Here is a 21,549-nt window from a genome sequence, read left to right as displayed (position 1 = left end):
TGGAGTGAGTAATATGCCATGGTTTCTGATTTTTATCGGATTAATTCTTGTGATTTTAAATGTTTTAGCTATAAAAAAACAAAATAGATCCTTTAATGGAGTGCTAGGAAGCGCTATGGGAAATATTAATGATGATGATATTAGAATAGGAGAACTTAGACGAGAGTTTTCTGAAAGTATTTTAGAACTACAAAGTGAAATAATGGATATGAAGAGGATTATGGGAACAAATATGGAATTACATAATAATAAGGAATTGCATAAAACAAGTGAATTACCTAAAGAAGATAGTGAGATAATGTATGATAAAAAAGAAATTGTAATAGCTAAGCCCAATATTAGTAATAATAATAGTGAGAAAATCCAGAAAATAATAAAATTATTTGATGAAGGGTATTCTGAGGACTCAATATCAGAAATGCTACATCTAGGTAAGGGGGAAGTGCTATTAATAAAGGATTTATATATAAGATAAAAAAAATAATAGACTTTCTAAGTGATAGAAAACTTCTAATAGGAATAGGCATAGGTATGATTTTATCATCTATTTTACTAAGTGGTGCAAAGATAAATTATGAAATGAGTAAAGGAAAAATTGAAATAAAAGCTAAAGGATATGGAATGCGTTATCCTGATGAAATGCCAATTATTATTAATAAGGATGTGAAAAAATGATTAGAGGGCTTTATACAGCAGTTACAGGACTCATAACGGGAGAAGCTAAACAAAGTGTAGTAACCAATAACTTAGCGAATGCCAATACAACTGGGTTTAAAAGTGATAATCTTTCTATTAAAAAATTTGATGACGTGCTAATACAAAACTACGATAAAATTGTAAACGGTGTGAATACTAAAAGTACTATTGGATCCTTAAGTATGGGGAGTGAAATAGATGATTTAAATACATATTTCACGCAAGGAGTAATTCAAACTACGGATAAATCTACAGATTTTGCTATTGAAGGAAGTGGATTTTTTACCGTACAAAGAGATAATGGTATTGATAATAAAAATTATTACACTAGAAGTGGTGATTTTCATGTTGATGCAAAGGGATATTTAGTAACGGATAGTGGAGATAAGGTATTATGCAAAGATAAACTAACAAATGCAAATGGACCACTATTTGTTGGCGAAGGCACAATGGTAGCTGATAAGTATGGAAATATAAAAGTTAACGGGGAAGATCGATACAAACTAAGTACCGTAGACTTTGAAGATTATAAGAGCATGAAAAAAATTGGTGATAATTTATTTGAAGCTGCAAACCCTATCCAAAATGCTGATGTTACAGTTAGACAAAACGCATTAGAAAAATCAAATGTCAATGTGACAAGTGAAATTGTAAATATGATGACAATAATGAGAAATTTTGAAAGTAACCAAAAGGTTGTACAGGCTATAGATGAAACACTAGGAAAAGCAGTAAATGAAGTTGGTACAGTAAGGTAGTTATTAAAATGAGGGTGGTGAAGCGTATATGTTAAGAATGTTATGGAGTAGTCGAAGTTCTATGATGGCCCAACAGGAAAAATTAGATAGCATATCAAATAATATTGCAAATGTAAATACCAACGGGTATAAAAAAGTTAATACTAATTTTAAGGATCTAGTCTACGAATCTCTTGATAGAGCAGGGTACCCTGTATCATCAGGTAAAGATGGTAAAGCAATACTACAAAATGGTACTGGTGTAAGGGTTGGGGAATGGACGCGAGATACTTCCCAAGGAAATATTACATCTACAGACGTTCCAACAGATTTAGCTATAGATGGAACGGGTTATTTTGAAGTAGTTCAAGCAGACAATAGCAAGGCTTATACAAGAGCTGGTGATTTTACAACAGATGCAAATGGTAATATAGTTGACCCTAAAGGAAATAGGCTTAGTATAGTAGATAATTCTGGTAACAATATTAATACTATAGATGGACCTTATAAATTCCAAAGAAACAATTTCGTTGTAGATTCGAGTGGAGTTGTATCCGTAAAAGAACCAGCAGGTAACTTGGCTGTGGGAAAAGTGAAGATTTCAAATGTTATTGGTGACAATTCAATGGTTTCTATAGGAGATGGTCTATTTATGCCAAGGCCTGGTTCAGAGGCTATAGATAGCACAGATTATTCTATTAGACAAGGTTTTTTAGAACTATCAAATGTAGATATTACAACTGAAATGACTCAAATGCTTATTACTCAAAGAGCTTTCCAACTTAGTTCTACTACCTTAAAAACGGCTGATGAAATGTGGCAAATGGCTAATAATTTGCGAAGATAAATAAAATATAAAAATAGACATGCTCTTATGAGTATGTCTATTTTTACTTTTACAAAATAATAATTGAGAAATAGTTTTAATTATTGAGAATCCCTCATATATTATTAGCAGTGGCTGTAACAATATGAAATAGGAGGGATGAATTTGGGTATAGGATATACAGTTGGTTGTTTAATTAGTATATTACTCTGGAAACTCGACAGACAAGGGCTAGTGCGAACTGTTAACAAAAAAATAAGGAAAAAAATCAAAAACCCTTATGTGATACAATTTTTATATTTATGTGCTTTAACTTTTATATATATGGGGCTTTTTATTGTGAAAAATAATGAGATATACAATGCCATCACAGCTTTTATAGTATTAGATATAAGTAATACAGAGAGAAAAAATATAAATAACACGGAAAAGAAGCATTTTTATGACACCATTTCCACTATATCTAGAGCACTAGTATGTGGATTTATTGCACCATTATTTTATATTGTAATACTTGGGAATGCGTCAGCTATTGTATTTACTCTACTCTACAATATTAGCTTTGATGAGGAACTTAATTTAATGGGTTTATTAGTAGCTATAGCTAACATAATTCCTTCATTGATAACTGAAGTTTTTTTATATATAATTTATGTTTTAAGAAATCGAAAGTTCAAGGTAAAATTTAAAGGTGATTATATTAGCAATCTTTTTAAGATGCCTATGTTAAATGTGGATATATTAGCTGCCTATATAGGATCTGTTAATTTTTACTGTCATTATAATGGGAAAAATATGCATTACCTAAAATCCTATGGAGACTATAACAATAAGATCGATGATGTGTGTGTTAAGAATTATTTAAATATTAGTTATTCTATATGTTTTATGATTTTTACAGCTTTTGTAGTGGTGTATTTATTATAGAACATAAAAAAATGGAAGCATTTATTATTAAAATAAATGCTTCCATTTTTCTACTACTTAAATTACTAATTTAGTTTGTTTTATTTATGGCATCTGTAATAGGGGGTATAACTTGTTTTTTTCTTGAAACTAGACCAGGAATGTATACTCCGTTATCAGTAAGTGTAATATTAAAGGCTTTTGAAATAACTTCTTTATGTTCACCAACGGCTATTAATGTGGAACCGCCATTTAGTATATCGGTTAGCATTAGCAAAATGATGTCAAAGCCACTTTCTTCGGTTTTTTTATTCATTAAATTTATCATATCATCTTTCATTGGGTCAAAGCCTTCAATGTACATTGTGCCAACTTGTGATACTCCTATTTTAAAATTATTAAGAGTAAAAACCTTAAAGTCTTGGTAAAAAATTTCCTTTGCAGTTTTACCTTCAAGGGAGGTACCAGCTTTAAACATTTCTTTGGCAAACTCTTCTACATTTAAATCTGCAATTGTAGATAATCTTTTTAATATAAGTTTATCTATTAAAGTTGAAGTAGGAGATTTTAGAAGTAGGGTATCAGAAATAATTGCTGCACATAGAATTCCTGCTGCTTTCTTAGAGGGTCTAATTCCATTTTCAAAGAATATGGAGGCAATAATTGTTGAGGTGCTACCTACAGGTTCGTTTCTAAAATAAATAGGGGTACCAGTTTGTACATCTGCAATTCTATGGTGGTCTATTATTTCTAATAGATCAGCATCTTCAAGTCCCGGTACTGACTGAGTTTTTTCATTATGATCTACAAGTATGACTTTTTTTCTGTTTTGTGATATTAAATGATATCTAGATACTGAACCGATAACTTTATTGTTTTCATCAATAACTGGATAACTTCTGTATCTAGTTTCAAGCATAATATATTTTATCTCATCAACAAAATCATCTACATTAAAACTTAAAACATTCTTTTTAGTCATAACATAACTTATAGGGATACTTTGTGTTATAAGTCTGGAAGCTGTAAATGTATCAAAAGGGGTTAACACAATTGTACATTCATTAGTTTCGGCTAGTTTTATAATTTCCTCAGTGGGCGCATGGTTTCCTGTAACTATTAAGAGAGCAGCTTTAGATGTAATTAGTAAATGTTGGGAGTCTTCTCTATCTCCACATATGGCAATATCACCAGGTTCAATTACAGCTTTCGTACTATCTGGATGCATAGCAGCTACAATAATCTTTCCTACTATGTTAAATGGTATGTCGGGTTTGTATAAACATTTAGCTGATAAAGTATCTAAAATATTCTCAAGAGTCGTATTACTTTTAGCAAGAATAGAATTATCCCAAATATCTAGATAGCTTGCAGCAAGATTAGAAACTGATGCTACACCAGCTAACCTATCATTTTCATCTATAACAGGTAGTGTCTTTATACTATTTTTTTTCATAATAGACCAGGCCATTTTAAGAGAAATATCAGGTGAAATAGGGGCTACAATGTCAATATCTAAATCTGAAATTTGCGTTTTAACTGTAGTTATAAGTTTCGGTTCCTCTACATCAAAATAATTAAGAATAAATTGAGTTTCACGATTAATCTCTCCAAGTCTTATAGGTATTGCAGGAATTTTTCCTGTCTTATTTTTAAACTCTGCATAGGCAATAGCAGCACAAATTGAATCTGTATCTGGATTTCTATGCCCTGTAATATAAATAACGTTTTTCACTTATGTTCCTCCTAGTCATTTTCATTGGCAATGATTGTTAGTATTAGTTTATAATGAAATGCCTATATTGTAAAGAAAAACCCAAGATAAGCTAAAATAATTCACTGTATGTTTTTTCATATGTAGGTAAAATAACACATATATTAGTAGAGAGTGAAGAATATAAGGGGGAGTTTACGTGATTAATGAAAGATCGGAAAATAGTAATGAACTTTGGAGTGGACTTACATCTAAGCAGGCGGAGACTAGGCTTAAACAATATGGACTGAACAAATTAGAAAATAAAAAAAAGATATCCCCGATTCATATATTCTTATCACAGTTTAACGATTTTATTACTTGGGTACTTATAGCAGCAACAGTGATTTCGGGACTTATGGGAGAGAAAGCTGATGCAATAACCATATTTATTATAGTTATAATGAATGGAATACTAGGATTTATTCAAGAGTATAAAACGGAGAAGTCCTTAGAGGCACTTGGAAGGCTTGCAGCTCCAACTGCTAAAGTACTAAGAAATGGTGGCGTGTCAGTAATAAATGCTATATATTTAGTGCCTGGTGATTTAGTAGTATTAGAAAGTGGAGATAGAATTCCGGCGGATTGTATATTGGTTCAAGATAATAATGCAATGCTAGATGAATCACTACTTACTGGAGAGTCTGCGGGAGTAAATAAAAGTTCTAGGTCCTCTGATAATAATATTTATATGGGAACAATACTTCTCACAGGAAAAGCTACTGCAAAAGTTCTAGCCACTGGTATGATGACTGAAATGGGAAAAATAGCAAGCATGCTTCATAGCATTGAAAATGAACCGTCTCCACTAAAAGAAAGACTAGAACATCTTGGAAAAATATTAGTTGCACTTTGTATAATTATTTGCGCTGTTGTAACTGTAATGGGTATTTGGCGTGGACAAGATATGTATACAATGTTTTTACTTGGGATAAGTTTAGCCGTAGCTGCAATTCCAGAAGGCTTAACTGCTATAGTTACAGTTGCATTAGCACTAGGGGTATCTAGAATGCTTAAAAGAAAAGCATTAATTAGAAAATTACCTGCAGTTGAAACGTTAGGGTGTACGTCAGTAATATGTACAGATAAGACAGGAACACTAACCCAAAATAACATGACAGTAAAGGCATTATATTTTAATAGTCGCGTTCATTATGTTGATAGTGATAAAATACCATTAAATCTATTAATGAAAAAAGCCTATACATACTGTAACGATTGTAACTATGATTTTAATAAAGGTGATATGGAAAAATGTTTATTTGGTGACCCTACAGAAACTGCATTAATTAAAGCTTATTTTACAAAGACACAGGATCTAAAAGAATTTTTAAATAAATCTACAAGGGTATATGAAAATTCTTTTAATTCAACTAGGAAGATTATGTCAGTCGTTGTTAGTGAAGATGGTAATGAAGTTTGTTATGTTAAGGGTGCGCCGGAAAGGGTTATAGAAAAATGTAAGTATATATACATTGATGGAGTGGTGCAACCTATGCTTTTAAATTATAAAAATTCACTATTAAGGGCTGTGGAGTCTATGTCCTTTAAGGCGTTAAGGTGTATCGCCTGTGCCTATAAGGTATCTGGTCTTACGCGTAACGAGAATTTAGAGTCTAATTTAATTTTCATAGGTGTTGCAGGTATAATTGACCCTCCTCGGCCTGAGGTGAAGGAGGCCGTCCAAAAGTGTATCATTGCAGGTATAAAGCCAGTAATGATAACAGGTGATCACAAAAATACAGCTTACGCTATTGGGAAGGACTTAGATATATGTAAATCTCCAAATGAGGTAATAACGGGAGATGAGCTAGATAAATTAAATGATGTGGAGCTTGACAAATCTATTGATGGTTTTAGAATATTCGCAAGAGTAAGTCCAAAACATAAGCTGAGAATTGTAAAAGCTTATAAACATAAAAATTATATTGTTGCAATGACAGGTGATGGTGTAAATGATGCGCCTGCTATAAAAGAAGCAGATATTGGCATAGCTATGGGAATATCTGGAACAGATGTAACTAAAGAAGCAGCTTCAATGATTCTTTTAGATGATAATTTTGCCACAATAGTTGCAGCAGTTGAAGAAGGACGGGTAATATATGATAATATAAGGAAATTTATAAGATACTTATTATCCTGTAATTTAGGAGAAGTACTTACTATGTTTTTGGCTTCATTATTTTACCTAGAAAATCCCTTACTTCCAATTCAAATTTTATTTGTTAATCTAGTTACAGATGGGCTTCCTGCCATTGCACTAGGGGTGGATCCTGCGGGTAAGGGAATTATGCTCCAAAGGCCTAGAGAAAAGAGAGAAAGCGTATTTTCAAGGGGACTTACAGAAAAGATTGTCATTCGTGGGACCCTCATTGGTGTATGTACAGTTTTATCATTTATTGCAGGTATTTATTATGGCATGAGTCTGGAAGCATGTAGAACATTGGCCCTAGGTACACTAGTTTTATCTCAACTTATACATGTTTTTGAATGTAGATCAGAAAAACAATCACTTTTTGAAATTAATCCCTTTACAAATTTGTACCTAATTGGGGCAGTTGGTATATCGATATTAATGTTAATTAGCATAGTATATATACCTTTTCTACAGAGCGTATTTCATACAATACCTCTTAACTTCGGTCAATGGCTAATTATTCTGTTTTTCTCTGGCATTATATCTTTCATTAACAGTTTGTATTTATATTTAGTTCATAATCATTAAAGTAGAGTACTAAAAAAAGATGTATGACAAAGTAAAATCTAACTTTGTCATACATCTTTTTATTTTAAATGTTTATCGGCTCTTACTCTTTGCACTTTTGGAGTAGTATTTCCCTTCATTGGAACTAAATCTTTCTTTGTTGTTAAATTTCTAATGTTTACAACTTGAATTTGTTCTCTGTGTTCTTTTCCTTTTTTACCCTTCATTCCTTGAATTATAACAGACTGTCCTTGAAGCACAGAAATAAAGTGAATTTTCTTAAACCAACGTTTTTTCTTAAATACGCATCTTGCAATAGACTTGCTTCCGTCTGCCTTTACCAAGATAGTTACAGTTAATTTACTAAATATTCTTAAAAATTTCCAATAAATTTTTTCATCTACTTTGACAGATAGAACTCTACCTTGTGTTTGAGTAAGTCTATCCCCATATCTTTTCAAGTAAGCATTTGTATAACTATTAGTTAATTTGTCTTTTAATCCCATTAGTATTACTCCTCTACATTAAAAATTATAATAAATATAAAAAGTCAATAAACTAATTATATCTTATGTTGTAATCAAACTCAAGTATTAAAAATAGTCTATTAAAATATTTATCTATTAATGATAATATTTGTTCCTAAATTTATAATTTAAGAATATTAATATAATAAAGGATTGGGAGGAGGCGGAATATGAAGAGGGAATTAACTCCAAGTGAAATTATTTATGAATTTGATATTGAAGACATTAAGGTACAAGACCCCTTAGATGTTATGCCACAGTATATGGATGTAATAGAAAATATTAAAACTGGATTAGGTATAGATAAAGAGGGTTTTAATATTTATTTAATAGACGATTTTTCAAAAGAGGGGCTTAAAGATATTGTTAAATATGTAAATAATATTTTTGAAAAAAGAAGCAAGCCAATGGACATTTGCTATGTGTTATTCGAAGATGATAAATCTCCGAAACCTATTTTTGTAAGTAATGGAGTAGGTAATAAATTAAAAAAGGTAATAAAGGAAATTCAGAATGAATATCTAGAATGTACATTTGAGTTTTATAACAGTTCTATAAATAAAGAAAAAGATGATATTGCAGAAAATATTCAAAAGCAAAGGACTGATCTAATTGCTAAATTAATAGATACAGCAAAAGAAAATGGGTTTGATATAAAATCCAGCAATAATGGATTCACATTCATTCCTTTAAGCAGTGGAAAGGAAATGACTGAAAGTGAATATGACATCTTAGATAAGAGTAAAAAAGAGACTATTTTAGAAACAGTAAGTACTTTAAAAGATAAATCTAAGCAACTATTAGAAGAATTAAAAGATATTGAAGATAGAGACTTAGAAAAGTTAAAGAAAATTATGGAAGTCTTCTATAAAAATGAAATGTTGGATTTAAAAGAAGAATATAAAATTATGTTTAGTTGTGACGCGGATGTACAGAATTATATTGATATAGTCTGCGCGGATATTGAAGAAAAACTTATAGATAATTATTCGCTAAGTTATGATGAGGATGAGGAAAAAATAAATGAAATTATATATAAATATGTTGTAAACGTAATTGTAGATAATAGTAAAAATTTAGTTCCTCCAGTAATATTTGAGCAAGATCCCAATTTAACGAATTTACTTGGAAATATAGAATATGAAAATCACAATGGGGTTTATTCTTCGGATATAGAATTCATAAATGGTGGAAGTATGATAAAAGCAAATGAGGGATGTTTAATAATTAGAGCTAATAGTTTGCTGACTAATCCAGCCGCTTACCATTATTTAAAAAAATCCTTATTAACGGGTCAGGTTGACCTAGCTTACAGCAAAAACCTTTATGAAATTGTCTCAATAAACACTTTGAAACCGGAGCCCATACCTATTAGGGAAAAGATAATTCTAATTGGTGATTACGAGACTTATGACTTACTTTATAACTATGATGAAGACTTTAGAAAAATATTCACGATAAAAGCAGAATGTAATCCTCTTCAGAGTATAGACAAAGATTTAAAGAGTTCTTTGGTATTTGAAATAAATAAAATTTGTAGTGAAAATAATTTGAAATCTCTTACTAAGGGTGCTATAAGGGAGGTTGCAAAGTTATTATCACGAAAGGCTCAGAGTAAAGAAAAAATATATTATGATAAATATGAAATAACTAAACTATTAACCTTATCAAACAATAGTATTAAAGATAAAAATAGAGGAGAAATTAGTGAAGGTGACATAATTCAAGTAGGATACAAAACAGATATTATGGAAAAAGAAATTCTAAATAACTATGCTGATAATAAAATGCTTATTGAAGTTAAAAATAGTAAAATTGGTCAAGTTAATGGGTTATCAGTAATTGATGCAGGATATTTTAGATTTGGAAAACCAATAAAGATTACTTGTTGCTGTTATAAGGGAGAAGGAAATATTGTGGATGTTCAAAAGGAGAGCAATCTAAGTGGAAGCATCCATAGTAAGTCTATTAATATATTAAAGGGATATATAAGTAGTATAAATGGGGGATTTAATAAACTTCCAGTAGATTTTCACTTATGCTTTGAACAAATTTATGGCAAAATAGATGGGGATAGTGCATCAGTTGCAGAAATAGTATGCATGCTTTCAGCTTTAAGTAAAATACCTATAAAGCAAAATATTGCCATTACAGGTTCCGTAAATCAATTTGGTGATATCCAACCAATAGGAGGGGCTAATGACAAGATAGAGGGTTTTTATGGGGTGTGCAAAATAGTAGATACAATAGTGGATAAAGGAGTAGTAATTCCACTGTCTAATGCGGGTGACTTGGTTTTAAATGATGAGGTTGAAAGAGAAATTGAAAATGGGAATTTTCATATATATACTATGTCATCTATAGAAGATGCAGTAGATATATTGATGGGAGACGCTGACACTGACTTTCAGGTAGTAATGACAGCTATTAACAAAGAACTAAAAAAATATATTACTAAAAAATAATAAGGCGTAGGTAAAAAACAAGCAGGACATTTTAGTTGTCCTGCTTGTTCTTAGTTTTAATATTATACGTTAAATCTAAAATTAACTACATCACCATCTTGCATAATATACTCTTTTCCTTCAAGTCTAAATAGACCCTTCTCTTTAGCAGCAGCTTCACTGCCACATTCAATTAATTTGTCATAAGAAACTATTTCTGCTCTTATAAAGCCTCTTTCTATATCTGAATGGATTTTACCAGCAGCAGCAGGGGCTTTAGTTCCAATGTGTATAGTCCAAGCTCTTATTTCTTGAGGACCTGCAGTTAAAAAGCTCATGAGTCCTAATAGCTTGTAACTTGCATGAATAAGTTTATCAAGGCCTGATTCATCAAGACCATATTCCTGTAGAAGCTCCATTTTTTCATCATCATCTAGAGATGACAATTCTTCTTCTAGTCTTGCACAAACTATCATTACTTCTGAGTCCGTGCTACTAGCATACTCTTTAACTTTTTTAACCATATCATTATCCATATTACCAGACATTAAATCATCTTCACTAATGTTTGCAGCAAATAAAACTGGCTTTGAAGTGATTAGAAAAAGAGTGTTTATAAAAATAGCTTCTTCGTCGTTAACCTCAAGGGTTCTAACTGGTAAATTTGATTCAAGTTGCTGTTTTATTCTCTCCATAAGGTCATATTCCATTTTGGCTGTTTTGTCTCCAGAACGGACAAGTTTCACGGACTTTTCCATTCTTCGGTCCAGTACATCAAGATCAGAAAAAATAAGTTCTAAATTAATAGTATCTATATCGCGTAGTGGATCGATACTACCATCTACGTGTACGACATTCTCATCTTCAAAACATCTTACTACATGAACTATAGATTCTACTTCTCTTATGTGAGATAAAAATTTATTTCCTAAACCTTCTCCTTTACTTGCACCTTTTACAAGACCAGCTATATCATAAAATTCAATTGCAGTATGAACTATCTTCTTACTATTATAAAGAGCTTGCAAAACGTCTAATCTTTTGTCAGGAACGCTAACAACTCCTACATTTGGTTCTATAGTACAAAATGGGTAGTTAGCAGATTCCGCCCCTGCTTTTGTTATTGCATTAAACAATGTGCTTTTTCCTACATTTGGTAAACCTACAATTCCTAGCTTCATATATATGTACATTCCTTTCTTACTCTTAGATTATTGACACCCCATAAATTATACTCTACATCACAAGTCATTTCAAGAAAGTAAATTTTAAAATTAGTTTTAGTGAACAGAACCGTGGGTGACAATTGATATAAAGTAAATATATTCTAATAATGGCAATTGAGAATTTATTTATTTTGAAAAATATTAATTTTACTTTAAAATAAGAAGGAATTTTGATTTTTATATAGAATAATACTAAAAAGTGGTTTAGAATGGTTGGAAGTGGATTAAAGTGGAGTGATTAATAAGCTGGGGGTAGTAAAATGTTTATAGGTGAGTATCAACATGCCATTGACAGTAAAAACAGAATGATTATCCCCACAAAGTTTAGAGATGAACTTTCTAGTGAATTTATATTGACCAAGGGCTTAGATGGGTGCTTGTACATATATACCAAAGGCGAATGGCTAATAATGGAAGAAAAACTAAAAAAACTTCCATTAACTAGTAAGGATGCAAGAGCCTTTGTACGATTTTTCTTCTCAGGTGCTAATGAAATTACCATTGATAAACAAGGAAGGGCTTTAATACCACAAAATTTATGCGAATACGCAGGCCTTCATAAGGAAATAGTAAGTATAGGAGTATCAACTAGAATAGAGATATGGGCAAAAGATAAATGGGATAATTATAATGACTCGGATATGAATTTTGACGAGATAGCAGAAAAAATGAATGAACTCGGTATTTAAAAGGAGATATAGTAATGGAATTTAAGCATGTATCAGTTTTATTAAATGAGTGCCTTGATGCACTAAATATTAAAGAAGATGGAATTTATGTTGATTGTACACTAGGGGGTGCAGGTCACTCTTTAGAAATTTTAAAAAGATTATCCACAAAGGGGAGGTTAATTGGAATTGATCAAGATGCGCAGGCTTTAAAAGCTGCAAAGGAAAATCTTAAAGATTATAATAATGTTACTTATGTACATGATAATTTTTATAATATCGATGCAATACTAGAGAAACTTGATGTAGGGAGTGTAGATGGTATTTTGATGGATCTTGGTGTGTCTTCTTTTCAATTAGATGAAGCAGAACGAGGGTTTAGCTATATGAAGGATGCCACCCTTGATATGAGGATGGATAGGAGTAAAGGAATATCTGCCTATGAGGTTGTGAATAACTACAGTGAACAGCAGATAGGTGAAGTTTTAAGAAATTATGGAGAAGAAAAATTTTCGAAAAGAATAGCTAATTTTATAGTGGACAGAAGAGTAGACAAACCAATAAATACTACTTTAGAACTTGTAAATGTTATAGATGCGGCTATCCCAGCAAAGTACAAGAGGGATGGAGGGCATCCAGCTAAAAGAACTTTTCAAGGTATAAGAATTGAAGTTAACGGTGAACTCAGAGTACTAAATAATGCAATAGAAAATGGAATACAAAGACTAAAAAGTGGAGGAAGAATGGCTATTATAACATTTCATTCACTTGAAGATAGAATTGTAAAAGTTAAATTTAAAGACTTGCATGATCCTTGTAAATGTCCCAAAGAGTTACCTATGTGTGTGTGTGGTAAAACACCAATTGTAAATCTTATAAGTAGAAAACCTATAGTGGCAAGGTCTGAAGAATTAGAAATAAACAAAAGAAGCAGGAGTGCAAAGTTAAGGGTTTGTGAAAAAATTTAGTTCTAAATTGTGGATGGGGTGAATAAAGTGATAGTAGCAAAAAATACCTTTCAAGTGGATGGAAATACAGTGTTATCACCAGATGAATCTTTTAGAAAAAAACGATATGATGACTTAGAAAAATCACGAAAACAAGCCGAACAAGCTAAAAAACAAAAGGATATAAAATACAAGCAAAGTGTTCTTAAAAATATCCTTTTAGTTTTTGTCATTGGAGTGACTATTATTACTAGGTATTGCATGATTTATAGTTACCAAGATGTAGCATCTAAGACTAAAGCTAAGCTAGAAATAGTAAATAAAGAAAATAGTGGTTATAAAGTACAACTGATTAAATTTAGAAATATAAATTATATTGAGGAAGTAGCGCTTGGTAGACTTAATATGGTTAAACCACAAATTAGTGACATAGAGTACATGAATTTAAGCAAGAACAATTTAGGAGTTAAAAGTGAGTTACAAGTGAAAAAGAAAACCATGATATTAGATAAAATCAAAGATATTATTTTTTAAAGGTGGATTATCCACATGGTGCGTTTTCACATGGCGTGTGCACATGCATGTGCAGAAATAATAAGGGGGATATAAATTGGCAAAAGGGGAGTATAGAGACAAAGTACTTGTTAAACGAAGAATGATTTTTGTCTTTTTCATACTTTTTATTTTGTTTTTTCTATTGGTTAGTAGGTTAAGCTACGTAATGATAGTTAAAGGAAAGGATTTAAAAGTAAGAGCAATTTTGCAGTGGACAAGTGATGTTCGTATTGCAGCAAGTAGAGGAAGAATTTTAGACAGAAATGAAAATGAATTAGTCATAAGTGCAAATGTTTTTAGAGTTGATTTAGAGCTTAATGCTTTAAGAGATACTACTTCTAATAATGACTTAACCATGAAGGATATTGCACCTGACCTTGCAAAAATACTTGATATGGAGCCTAAGGATGTTTTAGCTAAATTAACTGCCACTAATTCTAAGGGAAAAGCTATTGGAGGAGTAGGTCTTAAGAGAAGAATAGATAAAGAGGTAGCTGATAAAATAATTGATTTTTCTAAGGCAAATAAACTTAGGGGAATAGTTATTACTGGAGATACGAAAAGATTTTATATCAATAATAATTTTTTGGCAAATGTTCTTGGACACACTAATTCCGATGGAAAGGGACTGGTAGGGGCTGAACTATATTATGATAAATATCTAGCCGGGGTACCTGGAATAAAAATCACAGAAACTGATGCGAAAAGTGAAGATTTGGCGTATAAAATATCAGATTATACAATGCCAGTTAATGGTAAAGATTTGATTCTTACTATTGATGAGAAGATTCAGCAATTTATAGAAAAAGCAGCTGAAGAGGCTATGATTGATAATAAAGCAGGCGCAGTTAGCATAATTGCAATGAACCCTAAAAATGGAGAAATACTAGGCATGGTTAATAAGCCAGACTATAATCCAAATGATCCATGGGACGATGATATAAGTTTTGATGAAAATCAAAAAGCTTGGAGAAATCGAGCAGTAAGTGATACCTTTGAACCAGGGTCGATTTTTAAAGTAATAACTTCTATAGCAGCCATGGAAGAAGGATTAGTTAAGGAAGATGATAGATTTGTTTGTAATGGTAGTACTGTAGTTTTAGGCAAAAAAGTTAAATGTTGGAAAACTACTGGGCATGGATCTCAAAATTTTATAGATATTCTAAAAAATTCTTGTAATGTTGGATTTATGGAACTGGGCAGAAGGCTTGGACCAGAAAAATTAAATAAGTACATCTACAAGTTTGGACTTGGCAAAAAAACTGGTATTGATTTAAATGGGGAAGCGGCAGGGATAATCAGAAAAACTAAAGATATGACTGCGCTTGATGTAGCAGTAACATCATTTGGACAAGGTGGAACACTATCTTGTATACAGTATTTAACGGCTTTTAATGCTATCGCAAATGGAGGAAAGCTTATTACTCCTCATATTATGAAAGAAATAGTACAATATGACGATTCAAACAATAAAAGTGTTTTTGAGACTTATTCAAACTATAATGAAAGAAGAATAATAGATGAGCCGGTTGCAAAGCAGCTTAGGTCTTATCTTGAACAGGTAGTGCAAGATGGTGGTGGTAAGAAGGCATATATTGCAGGATACCATATTGCTGGGAAGACAGGAACTGCTCAAAAAATTAATCCGGCAGGAGTAGGTTATTTACCAGGAAAATATGTTTCGTCTTTTGCTGGAATGGCACCAGCAAATGATCCACAAATAACACTGCTAATTAATATTGATGAGCCAGATCCAACTTGGTATTATGGTGGTCAAATTGCAACAGTAGTTGCAAAGCAAGTTTTTAATGATGTTTTCAATTATTTAGCACTAAAATCTGACGCTACTAGTGAGGAAACTGCGAAAAGTTTACTTAAGGATGTTATCATTCCGGAGGTAAGGGGCCTTAAAACTGCAGATGCTAAAAAATTATTAAAAGAAAATAATTTAAAAATGAAATTAAGTACGCAGGGAGAAGTTATTACTGATATGACTCCAAAACCTGGATATACAGTTAAAGAAGGAACTGAAATTATTTTACACACAGATTCAAAAGTAGAATACAATAATACTGTAATGGTTCCAAATGTTAAAGGGAGTACTCCAGAGCAAGTTACAAGACTTTTTAATAGTCTTGGTATAAAAGTAAAGTTTACTGGTAATGGTACAGTCGCAGATCAAAGTGTAGAAGAAACAGAAGTGAAAAAGGGAACTACGGTGACAGTACATTTAGATATTATTGCTGATTAGTTAAAGCATCATCTGTGATGCTGTTAAATACAGTGTATAACTATATATTATAGACATTAAAACAAAAACCGACAGGACTCAGCTTTGCTGAACTGTCGGATTTGCCATGTAAAGGGAAATTGTGTTATCATTGAAAAATTAACTCTATAGTGTATACTATTCTTAAAAGAGGTTAGTAATTTAAATAAAGCTAGAAACATAATGCACGTGATGATTTAAGGGAGTGATAATTATGAAATTAGAAAAAATTATGGATAATATTAAATTTGATTTAATTCAGGGTAATATGGATATGGAAATAGTGGGAATTCAATATGATTCAAGAAAAGTTAAAAGTGGAGACGTGTTTTTTTGCATAGAAGGATATAGTGTTGATGGTCATGAATATATACAAAATGCAATAACAAATGGTGCCGTGGCCGTTGTATGTCAGAAGAATATAGAAGAGTTAAAAAACTGCACAGTTATTAGAACAGATGATACTAGAGTGGCACTTTCCATAAGTGCAGCTAATTACTATGGGAATCCTAGTAGTAAAATGAAAATGATAGGTATTACAGGTACTAATGGAAAAACAACTTCAGCATTTATGATTAAAGCTATTTTAGAACAGAGTGGATATAAGGTTGGCCTTATAGGAACTATAGCAAATTATATTGATCAGAAGAAAATTCATACAGAGAGAACAACTCCGGAATCACTAGAACTTCAGGAGCTATTCAATCAAATGGTGGATGCTAATGTGGATTATTGCGTTATGGAAGTATCTTCACATTCGCTTTATTTAAATAGAGTATATGGCATAGAGTTTTGTGACAGTATTTTCACAAATTTAACCCAAGATCATTTGGATTTTCATAAAACCTTTGAAAATTATTTTAATGCAAAGCTAAAGCTGTTTGAAAATAGCGTGAACTCTATAATTAACATTGATGATACTTATGGCGAAAAAGCTTATAGTTTAATTAAAAGTAGCAAATTAACCTATGGACTTTTGGATAAAGCAGATATTAGGGCCAGTGATATAAAAATGAATTCAAGAGGTAGCAAATTCACTTTAGAGTATAGCGATAAATCTATTGAAATAGAGCTCAAAATACCAGGAAATTATAATGTATACAATGCTCTTGGTTCTATAGCTGTGTGTTTGAATCAAGGAATAGAGCTATCAGTCATTAAACTAGGGCTACAAGAGGTACAAGTGCCAGGTCGCTGTGAAATTGTAGCGGGTAATTATAACTTAGGCTTTGAAATAATTTTAGATTATGCTCATTCTCCAGATGGCCTAGAGAATATACTTAAAACTGCTAGAGGATTTACAAAATCTAAACTTATAAGTGTTTTTGGTTGTGGTGGAAACAGAGATAAAACCAAAAGACCTATAATGGGTGTGATTGGAACTGATTTAAGTGATTATTGCGTAATAACTTCCGATAATCCAAGAAATGAAGAACCTATGGAAATAATTAAAGATGTAATAAGTGAAATTAAAAAACAAAATTTTGAAATTATAGAAAATAGACGTGAAGCTATAAAAAGAGCAATAGAAATAGCAGGGAGTGATGATGTAATTGTTATTGCAGGAAAAGGTCATGAGGATTATCAGGTTTTAAAAGGTAAAACTATTCACTTTGATGAGCGAGAAGTTGTTTCAGAGATAATAAAGGAGCGAATCTAGATGGAGTATATTAGTCGTGACGAGATAATAGAGGCAACGGGGGGAGAACTAATAGTTAAAGGTACAAATGCACTGTGTAACAATGTTAGCATAGATACAAGAGCAATAAGTGATAATGATATCTTTATAGCCCTAAAAGGTGAAAATTTTAATGCTAATGATTTTGTTTTACAAGCTAGTAAAAGTGGAGCTTCAATTTGTATAGTTGATGAGGTTAAGTTTAAAAATACTGAGCTAGATATGAAAACCTCTGTAATTATGGTACAGGATACTAATGTGGCCATAATGCAACTTGCAAAGTTTTATATAAATAAATTGAATATAAAAGTAGTGGGGATTACCGGTTCTACAGGTAAAACTTCTACAAAGGATTTGGTGGCAGCAGTTCTAGGCTCGAAATTCAAAGTATTTAAGACCTTAGGAAATTTTAATAATGAAATAGGGTTACCTATGATGATATTTAAGCTTGATAGCACTTTTGATGTTGCTGTGCTTGAAATGGGTATGAGTGATTTTGGAGAAATTCACAGACTGTGTGATGTGGCTAGGCCCAATATTGGTATTATTACTAATATAGGAATGTCCCATATTGAAAATCTTAAAACTAGAGAAAATATTTTAAAAGCTAAAATGGAGATAACGGATTTCTTTAATAAGGACAGTGTTTTAATTGTAAACTCGGATAATGATTTGTTAGAAGGTATAACCACATCAAAAAGTAAGCTTATAAAAACAGGAATTGATTCTATAGCAGAATACAAAGCCGTTGATTTAAATATTTATCAAGAAAAAATAACGTTTAATATATTAGAAGCAGGAAAATTAATAGTGAAAACTATTGAAGTTGATATACCTGGAAGGCACAATGTTCTAAATTCGTTATTAGCAGTAGCCTGTGCTAGAGAGATGGGTATGAATTATGATGAAATTGCAGGAGGTTTTAAAAAGCTGGAAGCTACTTCAATGCGTTTAGATATAATAAAAGGAAATAAATTTACTATAGTAAATGACTGTTATAATGCTAGTCCAGACTCAATGATAGCTGCAATTGATGTGCTTTGTAATATTTCTGGTAAATCTAAAATTGCAATACTTGGTACTATGAGAGAACTTGGAACTAGCTCCTTTCAGGCTCATAAACAAGTTGGTGCCTATGCAAGAGATAAAAATATCGATTTATTAATTACCTTAGGTGAATTTAATCAGGCATATAGTGAAGGATTTGTGGATATAAATAAATATAGAAGTTTTGAAACTTATGATGAAGTAATTTCCTTCCTAGAGGGTATCCTCTCTGAAGATGATGTTGTTTTAGTTAAAGCTTCAAGATATATGAAATTTGAGAGTATAGTAAATTGCCTAGGAAATATAAATTCTAAAGAGGTGATGGGATAATGAGTATAATTATTTATTCAGTTATAATTGCATTTTTATTGTCAATTATGCAAGGTCCATTATTAATTCCCTTACTGCATAAACTTAAATTTGGACAAAATATAAGGGAAGAGGGGCCTAGAAGTCATCTCAAAAAAGCAGGAACCCCAACTATGGGTGGTATTATATTTATGACTTCAACGATAATTACTATGTTAATTATTGTTAGGCACGTTAATGATGAAGCTATGATTGTATTATATTGTTTTGTAGCTTTTGGATTAATAGGACTTATTGATGATTTAATAAAAACAATACGTAAAAAAAATGAGGGACTTAGCTCTAAACAAAAGATGCTTCTTATAGTTGTAGTATCAGGTTTAATAGGTTATTATACTTCAATTAAAATAGGAACGGATATAATGATACCATTTCTAAATAAGTCTGTAAATTTAGGAATCTGGTATGTACCTCTTATTATTGTATATTTTGCAGCTACCACAAATTCAGTTAATTTAACAGATGGATTAGATGGTTTAGCTACTTGCGTTACAATAGTAGTTATGACATTCTTTGCTTTAGTTAGTAATAGTTTGTCTAATGCTACTCTAGCAATATTCTGTGCCTCCCTTGCAGGGGCACTATTAGGATTTTTAAAATTCAACTCTTATAAAGCACAAATTTTTATGGGAGATATGGGGTCTTTAGCACTAGGAGGGGCGGTAGCTGCAGTTGCTATGATACTAAAACAGCCACTACTTGTTGTGATTGTAGGGGGCGTATATGTTTGTGAGGCTCTTTCGGTTATTATTCAAGTTGCTGTTTTTAAAGCTACAGGTAAGAGAGTATTTAAAATGTCTCCAATTCATCATCATTTTGAGCTGAGTGGGTGGCATGAAACTAAAATCGTTGCAGTGTTTTCCATTATAACAGTAATTTTATGTTTAATTGGATTTCTATCATTTCTCTAGTAGTGATATGAAGGAGTGTATAATATGAAAAAGTCTAGTGCGAAGATGGGACAAATAGATTTTATGTTGTTTGCAACCGTAGTGCTTCTTGTAACAATAGGGGTATTAATGGTTTTTAGTGCCAGTTCATGGTTTGCGCTTGTGAACTATGATGATCCTGATTATTTTTTTAAAAAACAGATGATGTGGGCAGTTATAGGATTTATTTTTATGGCTATAGCTATTAAAATTGATTATCATAAATATAAACAATACACTGGCCTCATTATGATAATTACAATAATATTATTACTTGCCGTATTTGTATTCCCACCTATTAAGGGGGCTAGGCGGTGGATTCCACTTGGAATTGCAAATTTTCAACCATCTGAAATCGCAAAATATGTTATTGTATTATTTATGGCTAAAAGTTTAGACTTAAAGGGAGAAAAAATAAAAACCTTTTCTAGGGGCGTATTTCCATACCTTTTAATTTCGGGATTTTATGCAGGTTTGATTTTGATGGAGCCAAATTTAAGTATCGCATCTATTATAATGATTGTTACTGTAATTATTCTATTTGCAGCAGGGGCAAGATTTAAACACATTTTGGCAATAGGTGGAACGTTAGTTGCGGCAGTTGGGGTTTTAATATTAATAGCACCATATAGATTGGAAAGAGCTTTGAATTTTATGGATCCTTTTGCTAAAAGTCAAGATGAGGGATATCAACTAGTTCAGTCACTTCTTGCACTTGGGTCAGGAGGAGTTACTGGCGCAGGTATTGGGCAATCACGACAAAAATGCTTATACATACCAGAACCTCACACGGATTTTATTTTTTCAATTATTGGTGAAGAATTAGGCCTAATCGGAGTTGTATTTATAATCTCACTGTTTTTAATCTTTGTATGGCGAGGGATTAAAGTAGCAGTTACAGCTAAAGATATGTATGGTACCCTTTTAGCTATAGGAACTACATCGGTCATTGCTGTTCAAGCAATTATTAATATAGCAGTAGTAACTGGATCAATGCCAGTAACTGGTGTTCCACTTCCATTTATAAGTTATGGAGGGTCAGCTCTTGTTATTAATATGTTTGCCATGGGAATACTTTTAAACATATCAAGGCAAACTACAAATAAAAATTAATATTAGAACGAAGGCGTGCAATTATGCATGGCTTTTTCTATGTTTATACTCATTTTTAAGGATAGAATATGAATTTTTTTAAAATACTAATAAATACATCAGAATAGAGATGAAAATAATTACATTAAGTGTTATTATATATATAATAGATAAGT

General features: G+C 31.6%; 17 protein-coding genes. 14 read left to right on the top strand and 3 right to left on the bottom strand.

Annotated elements, in window-relative coordinates:
* The first annotated feature begins 13 nt into the window (after window positions 1–13).
* The 4 genes from ACREWB_RS15435 to ACREWB_RS15420 all read left to right on the top strand — a co-directional run bounded on the left by ACREWB_RS15435 (window position 14) and on the right by ACREWB_RS15420 (window position 3,186).
* Window positions 14–475, top strand: coding sequence for a DUF6115 domain-containing protein (locus ACREWB_RS15435; protein ID WP_431548333.1), 462 nt, complete (start codon window positions 14–16; stop codon window positions 473–475).
* Between the two features lie 196 nt (window positions 476–671).
* Window positions 672–1,454 carry a flagellar hook-basal body complex protein gene (locus tag ACREWB_RS15430; RefSeq protein WP_431548332.1) on the top strand — a complete coding sequence of 261 codons (783 nt, stop codon included), beginning with the start codon at window positions 672–674 and terminating at the stop codon, window positions 1,452–1,454.
* A 28-nt stretch (window positions 1,455–1,482) separates the two neighbouring features.
* Entirely contained in the window at window positions 1,483–2,280 is a 798-nt protein-coding gene (locus ACREWB_RS15425) for a flagellar hook-basal body complex protein (protein WP_431548331.1), read from the top strand.
* A gap of 318 nt (window positions 2,281–2,598) precedes the next feature.
* Entirely contained in the window at window positions 2,599–3,186 is a 588-nt protein-coding gene (locus ACREWB_RS15420; RefSeq protein ID WP_431548330.1) for a hypothetical protein, read from the top strand.
* A gap of 70 nt (window positions 3,187–3,256) precedes the next feature.
* Here the strand turns inward: ACREWB_RS15420 and ACREWB_RS15415 are convergent, their stop codons facing one another.
* Window positions 3,257–4,900 (bottom strand): putative manganese-dependent inorganic diphosphatase, encoded by a 1,644-nt coding sequence (locus ACREWB_RS15415; protein ID WP_431548329.1) that lies wholly within the window; start codon window positions 4,898–4,900, stop codon window positions 3,257–3,259.
* Window positions 4,901–5,078: 178 nt separating this feature from the next.
* Here ACREWB_RS15415 and ACREWB_RS15410 point away from each other — a divergent pair, with 178 nt between their 5' ends.
* Window positions 5,079–7,643 carry a cation-translocating P-type ATPase gene (locus ACREWB_RS15410; protein ID WP_431548328.1) on the top strand — a complete coding sequence of 855 codons (2,565 nt, stop codon included), beginning with the start codon at window positions 5,079–5,081 and terminating at the stop codon, window positions 7,641–7,643.
* 59 nt (window positions 7,644–7,702) lie between these two features.
* Here ACREWB_RS15410 and ACREWB_RS15405 read toward each other — a convergent pair whose 3' ends face one another.
* Window positions 7,703–8,128: a hypothetical protein gene (locus tag ACREWB_RS15405; RefSeq protein WP_431548327.1), complete on the bottom strand. Its 426-nt coding sequence runs from the start codon at window positions 8,126–8,128 to the stop codon at window positions 7,703–7,705.
* A gap of 191 nt (window positions 8,129–8,319) precedes the next feature.
* Between ACREWB_RS15405 and ACREWB_RS15400 the strand changes: the two genes are divergently transcribed.
* Window positions 8,320–10,614: an AAA family ATPase gene (locus ACREWB_RS15400; RefSeq protein ID WP_431548326.1), complete on the top strand. Its 2,295-nt coding sequence runs from the start codon at window positions 8,320–8,322 to the stop codon at window positions 10,612–10,614.
* Between the two features lie 62 nt (window positions 10,615–10,676).
* Here the strand turns inward: ACREWB_RS15400 and ychF are convergent, their stop codons facing one another.
* A complete protein-coding gene (ychF, locus tag ACREWB_RS15395; protein WP_431548381.1) occupies window positions 10,677–11,774 on the bottom strand; it encodes a redox-regulated ATPase YchF in 1,098 nt (365 codons plus the stop codon).
* Window positions 11,775–12,079: 305 nt separating this feature from the next.
* Here ychF and mraZ point away from each other — a divergent pair, with 305 nt between their 5' ends.
* The 8 genes from mraZ (at window position 12,080) to spoVE (ending at window position 21,394) form a co-directional block, all read left to right on the top strand.
* Complete coding sequence (gene mraZ, locus ACREWB_RS15390) at window positions 12,080–12,508, top strand: division/cell wall cluster transcriptional repressor MraZ (protein WP_431548325.1); 429 nt, start codon at window positions 12,080–12,082, stop codon at window positions 12,506–12,508.
* A 14-nt stretch (window positions 12,509–12,522) separates the two neighbouring features.
* On the top strand, window positions 12,523–13,455 hold the full coding sequence (gene rsmH / locus ACREWB_RS15385; protein WP_431548324.1) for a 16S rRNA (cytosine(1402)-N(4))-methyltransferase RsmH: 933 nt from the start codon (window positions 12,523–12,525) through the stop codon (window positions 13,453–13,455).
* A 27-nt stretch (window positions 13,456–13,482) separates the two neighbouring features.
* Window positions 13,483–13,968, top strand: a complete 486-nt coding sequence (locus ACREWB_RS15380) for a hypothetical protein (RefSeq protein ID WP_431548323.1) — start codon at window positions 13,483–13,485, stop codon at window positions 13,966–13,968.
* A gap of 76 nt (window positions 13,969–14,044) precedes the next feature.
* Window positions 14,045–16,240 carry a stage V sporulation protein D gene (locus ACREWB_RS15375; protein WP_431548322.1) on the top strand — a complete coding sequence of 732 codons (2,196 nt, stop codon included), beginning with the start codon at window positions 14,045–14,047 and terminating at the stop codon, window positions 16,238–16,240.
* Between the two features lie 232 nt (window positions 16,241–16,472).
* Entirely contained in the window at window positions 16,473–17,918 is a 1,446-nt protein-coding gene (locus ACREWB_RS15370) for a UDP-N-acetylmuramoyl-L-alanyl-D-glutamate--2,6-diaminopimelate ligase (RefSeq protein WP_431548321.1), read from the top strand.
* Entirely contained in the window at window positions 17,919–19,313 is a 1,395-nt protein-coding gene (locus ACREWB_RS15365) for a UDP-N-acetylmuramoyl-tripeptide--D-alanyl-D-alanine ligase (RefSeq protein ID WP_431548320.1), read from the top strand. It begins immediately after the preceding gene.
* Window positions 19,313–20,263, top strand: coding sequence for a phospho-N-acetylmuramoyl-pentapeptide-transferase (mraY, locus tag ACREWB_RS15360; RefSeq protein ID WP_431548319.1), 951 nt, complete (start codon window positions 19,313–19,315; stop codon window positions 20,261–20,263). Before ACREWB_RS15365 ends, mraY begins: the two co-directional genes overlap by 1 nt.
* A 24-nt stretch (window positions 20,264–20,287) precedes the next feature.
* Window positions 20,288–21,394: a stage V sporulation protein E gene (spoVE, locus tag ACREWB_RS15355; RefSeq protein WP_431548318.1), complete on the top strand. Its 1,107-nt coding sequence runs from the start codon at window positions 20,288–20,290 to the stop codon at window positions 21,392–21,394.
* The last annotated feature ends 155 nt before the right edge of the window (window positions 21,395–21,549 follow it).

This window comes from Clostridium sp. (assembly GCF_050717635.1).
GTDB lineage: Bacteria > Bacillota > Clostridia > Clostridiales > Clostridiaceae > Clostridium_AD.
The sequence above is the reverse complement of the archived record's forward strand: the minus strand, read 5'-3'. Positions and strand labels throughout refer to the sequence as shown.

Excerpts from the sequence above, each read along its gene's own strand:
- ACREWB_RS15370 (WP_431548321.1), top strand. The coding sequence starts at position 16,473 with ATGAAATTAGAAAAAATTATGGATAATATTAAATTTGATTTAATTCAG.
- mraY (WP_431548319.1), top strand. The coding sequence starts at position 19,313 with ATGAGTATAATTATTTATTCAGTTATAATTGCATTTTTATTGTCAATT.
- mraZ (WP_431548325.1), top strand. The coding sequence starts at position 12,080 with ATGTTTATAGGTGAGTATCAACATGCCATTGACAGTAAAAACAGAATG.
- ACREWB_RS15430 (WP_431548332.1), top strand. The coding sequence starts at position 672 with ATGATTAGAGGGCTTTATACAGCAGTTACAGGACTCATAACGGGAGAA.
- rsmH (WP_431548324.1), top strand. The coding sequence starts at position 12,523 with ATGGAATTTAAGCATGTATCAGTTTTATTAAATGAGTGCCTTGATGCA.
- spoVE (WP_431548318.1), top strand. The coding sequence starts at position 20,288 with ATGAAAAAGTCTAGTGCGAAGATGGGACAAATAGATTTTATGTTGTTT.
- ACREWB_RS15365 (WP_431548320.1), top strand. The coding sequence starts at position 17,919 with ATGGAGTATATTAGTCGTGACGAGATAATAGAGGCAACGGGGGGAGAA.
- ACREWB_RS15425 (WP_431548331.1), top strand. The coding sequence starts at position 1,483 with ATGTTAAGAATGTTATGGAGTAGTCGAAGTTCTATGATGGCCCAACAG.
- ACREWB_RS15400 (WP_431548326.1), top strand. The coding sequence starts at position 8,320 with ATGAAGAGGGAATTAACTCCAAGTGAAATTATTTATGAATTTGATATT.
- ACREWB_RS15435 (WP_431548333.1), top strand. The coding sequence starts at position 14 with ATGCCATGGTTTCTGATTTTTATCGGATTAATTCTTGTGATTTTAAAT.
- ychF (WP_431548381.1), bottom strand. The coding sequence starts at position 11,774 with ATGAAGCTAGGAATTGTAGGTTTACCAAATGTAGGAAAAAGCACATTG.
- ACREWB_RS15405 (WP_431548327.1), bottom strand. The coding sequence starts at position 8,128 with ATGGGATTAAAAGACAAATTAACTAATAGTTATACAAATGCTTACTTG.